The organism is Eubacterium album (assembly GCF_025336545.1).
Taxonomy (GTDB): Bacteria; Bacillota; Clostridia; order Lachnospirales; family Lachnospiraceae; genus Eubacterium_U; species Eubacterium_U album.
Genome location: NZ_JAODBU010000021.1, coordinates 1 through 3,511 on the forward strand (window position 1 = coordinate 1; position 3,511 = coordinate 3,511).

The 3,511-nt window shown below is 31.8% G+C and carries 4 protein-coding genes; 3 read left to right on the forward strand and 1 reads right to left on the reverse strand.

Features of this window, described 5'->3' with window-relative positions:
- Positions 1-146: 146 nt before the first annotated feature.
- Positions 147-1,067: a tyrosine-type recombinase/integrase gene (locus tag N5B56_RS13340; RefSeq protein ID WP_260979175.1), complete on the reverse strand. Its 921-nt coding sequence runs from the start codon at positions 1,065-1,067 to the stop codon at positions 147-149.
- A gap of 265 nt (positions 1,068-1,332) precedes the next feature.
- Between N5B56_RS13340 and N5B56_RS13345 the strand changes: the two genes are divergently transcribed.
- The 3 genes from N5B56_RS13345 to N5B56_RS13355 all read left to right on the forward strand — a co-directional run bounded on the left by N5B56_RS13345 (position 1,333) and on the right by N5B56_RS13355 (position 3,405).
- Positions 1,333-1,629: a helix-turn-helix domain-containing protein gene (locus N5B56_RS13345; protein WP_260979176.1), complete on the forward strand. Its 297-nt coding sequence runs from the start codon at positions 1,333-1,335 to the stop codon at positions 1,627-1,629.
- Between the two features lie 236 nt (positions 1,630-1,865).
- Positions 1,866-2,738 carry an MSCRAMM family protein gene (locus N5B56_RS13350; protein WP_260979177.1) on the forward strand — a complete coding sequence of 291 codons (873 nt, stop codon included), beginning with the start codon at positions 1,866-1,868 and terminating at the stop codon, positions 2,736-2,738.
- A complete protein-coding gene (locus N5B56_RS13355) occupies positions 2,722-3,405 on the forward strand; it encodes a class B sortase (protein ID WP_260979178.1) in 684 nt (227 codons plus the stop codon). Before N5B56_RS13350 ends, N5B56_RS13355 begins: the two co-directional genes overlap by 17 nt.
- Positions 3,406-3,511 lie beyond the last annotated feature (106 nt).

The following is a 3,511-nucleotide window of genomic DNA, read 5'->3' on the forward strand; positions in this document are numbered from 1 at the left end:
AATTTTATTTACACGATTATATTTATCACCTAAAAAACTTTTTAATAAAAACATACTATACCTCCATTTTAGATAAATAATATTTCGATAAAAGCAATAGATAATCATCTATTATCCATCAAAAAATAAAATTATTTATGACAAAGTTAGACATTAAACATATTCCTAGGGTGTTTAGCACTCAAAATATCTTTTTGTTTTGCTGTTGCAACATGTGTGTATATTTCTGTAATATTTATAGAACTGTGCCCAAGCATTTCTTGAATATATCTGATGTCAACATCTGCATCAAGAAGGCTTGTTGCAAATGTATGTCGAAACATGTGTGGTGTTATATGTAGGTTTACTGATGCAAGTTCAGTATATTTATTTATCATTCTTCGAACGGTTTGGTCAGAGAGTTGGTTACCTGATTGATTGGCAAAAAAGTATCCACAGTTTTCACATTCACGCAAAAAATCTGAGTGATATTCTTTTAAAATATTAATAACTTCAACATTTCCTATTTGTAACATTCGTTCTTTAGAGCCTTTTCCAAAAATTAAAATTGTCCCGTTATCTAAGTTAATGTCATTAATACCAAGATAGCAAAGTTCAGATATTCTCATACCTGTAGCAAATAGGAGTTCAATGACAGCTGCATCACGTAAGGCATTTCTTTGCTGAAATTTAGTTTTTGCAGAACCTTTGTAATCATATATAGTAGATAAAATTGCTTCGATATAGTTCAAGGGAATTATTTTGGGTAGTTTTATTGATTCTCTAAATTTAATCTGAAGTTTATTGAATGGATTTTTCTCGATTAAATCACGATATTCGAAATAATGAAATAATGCCTTGATAGATGCAATTTTGCGTTTGACGGTTTTAGGTTTATATTGTGTGTGTAGATTAGCTATGAAATTCTCAAGCATAGAAGGTGTAATATCGATAAAATTTTCAGTATTAATTTCTCTCATAAATTGTGCTAAATCTATTTTATAAGCCTTTAGCGTTTTTGCATCCAGTCTTTTTTGAATTTCACAATATTTTAAATATTCTTCAATGTGTGTCTGTAAATTGTTCATAATAATAAATCTCCTTTGTAAATTAAATTTAGTAATATACATCTTATATCTTTTTATTGGTTGTTTAAATATTAAAAAGCATGCTGTATTCAAAAATAAAATTTAAATAAAAAATAAAGTCTATATGCAATTAAGAAAATAAACTTTGTTTTCCCAATTTGGTTAGGAAGAAAATGTACGAATATTAATATAGAATTTATGAAGAACATTTTTGTAGTAGATAATAAAAATTTATCTGGTATAAATCAGAAAAGAGATAAAACATATGATTTACAATGTAAAAGAAAGCGGCAGAAGGATTAAAGAACTAAGAAAACAGAAGGGATATACGCAGGAAGGCTTTGCAGATGATATAGGTATTTCGGTAAGAACTTATAGTGGTATTGAATCCGGGGCACATAGTACGAGTATAGATACTTTTGTAGAAATAGCTGAAAAACTAAATGTTTCGCTAGACTATGTGATTTTAGGGCAAAGGGAGAATAATTTATCGATTAAGGTAAAAAAGGAAGAACGAAAAATAATTAAAAAATTCTTATATAACATAATTCAAGGTGTTTAGGCTACGCATATGATACGTAGTAAATACGTAAGTAACCACATAAAAAGTAAGAAAAAAATCAAGTACAGTTATATTGTGATTAAGAAACGTGCACATTTGTTAGTCGAAATACTTATGAAAGAAGGAAATATTTATGTTAAAGATTTTTAATCGTAAAGAAGCCGTTAATGGAGTAATATTCATTAAGTCAATAAAAGATTTGAATATATGGACTTCTAAAGAACAGGGAATACACATTGACTGAAACAAGACCATCTGATGTTTTTGTAACTGCAGAGGACATTACATTTGAGATTGCTGAAAGTGACAGTGCATATGGAAAGACAAGAGTGGTAATTAAGAACAATGGAATCTCAAACATGCTATCAGATAATCAGGTAGTAATGTATGATGACACAACAAAGGTTGAATTTTCAAAGAAGGACATTATAAACGGAAGGGAACTTTCAGGATGTCACATGCAGGTAACTGATAAGGATACAGGAGTTGTAATGGATGAATGGGTTTCAACGGAAGAAAGCCACGTGATTGAAGGAAAGTATGCTGTAGGTAAGACATATGTTTTAACTGAAAAACAACCAAGAGACGGTTATGCAACTGCAGAAAGTGTTGAGTTTACAGTGGAAGATGATGGAAGGGTTCAGAAGGTAAGCATGACGGATGATACAATAAAGGTTCAGTTTAACAAGACTGCATCAGACACAAAGAAGCAGCTTAGCGGTGTAAAATACAAGGTGTATGACAGCAGGGGCATAAAGGTTTATGAATTTACAACAGGTAAAAATGCTGAACTTATCGAAGGAATCCTAAAGGCAGGAGAAACATATACCTTTAAGGAAGCCCGAGCACCTGAATATTACAAGGTTGCAAAGGATAAGAAAATCAGGATAAGGGACACAGGAAAACTACAGAAGCTTACAGTGGTTGATGAAAGAATACCTGAAGTACCTGACACACCACAGATAGGAATAAAGGGAAAGACTGCAGGAATGATGAATTCACTTATCTCATTATTGATGGCACTTGGATGTTTTGCATGCGTGAGAGCAAAGGATAAATCAAAATACAATTTGAAACAGGAGAAGAAGGAAAATGAAGAGAATGATTAAAAGATCTCTGATACTTCTATTGGTAGGGATGGCTGTGATAGTAGCTGTCCCTTTTTTAAAGGAAAAAGAAGCGGAGAAGAAAAGTGAGAATGGATTTAAGGAAATACAGGAAAGTGTGACAGAGAAAAAAGACAGGACAATAAATGTGGAAAAACTTAAGAGAGAAAACAAGGACTGCATTGGATACTTGGAAGTGCCAGGAACTAGCATAAGTTATCCTATAATGCAGACAAGGGATAATCCGAACTATTATTTAAATCATGACTTTGATAAGAATTATAGCTTTTATGGAACAACATACTTAAGTGCTTACTGTGATTTAAAGAAATCTGATAACCTGATTATTTATGGTCATAACATAAACGGTGGAAAAATGTTTGGAGCACTGGAACAGTATAAAGATAAGGATTTCTTTGATAGGCATAGGAAGATTTACTTTACAGCGGACAGAAGAAGAGAATATGAAGTGTTTGCCGTCATGAGTGTGAACGTAAAGAAATTTAAATATTGGAAGTTTATAATGGCAAGGGATGAGAAAGATTACAATGAATTTGTGGAAAAAGTGTTGGAGCATAGCTTGTGGAGTACAGAGGAAAAGCTTAAGCATGGAGAGCAGATGCTGATGTTGTCTACCTGTGATAATGGAAAAGGAGATGCTGACTTGTAAAAGTAAATTCCGTATGAAAGACTAAATTCCACCCGCTGTTAAAAATCAACCTAAATTTAAAAGTTTTTGGTTGAATAAAGGGTAATAAGTGTTAAAATTTAAGTAC

What these genes read in the sequence shown, in the direction of transcription:
- N5B56_RS13340 (WP_260979175.1), bottom strand. Translation starts at nt 1,067, where the DNA reads ATGAACAATTTACAGACACACATTGAAGAATATTTAAAATATTGTGAA.
- N5B56_RS13355 (WP_260979178.1), top strand. Translation starts at nt 2,722, where the DNA reads ATGAAGAGAATGATTAAAAGATCTCTGATACTTCTATTGGTAGGGATG.
- N5B56_RS13345 (WP_260979176.1), top strand. Translation starts at nt 1,333, where the DNA reads ATGATTTACAATGTAAAAGAAAGCGGCAGAAGGATTAAAGAACTAAGA.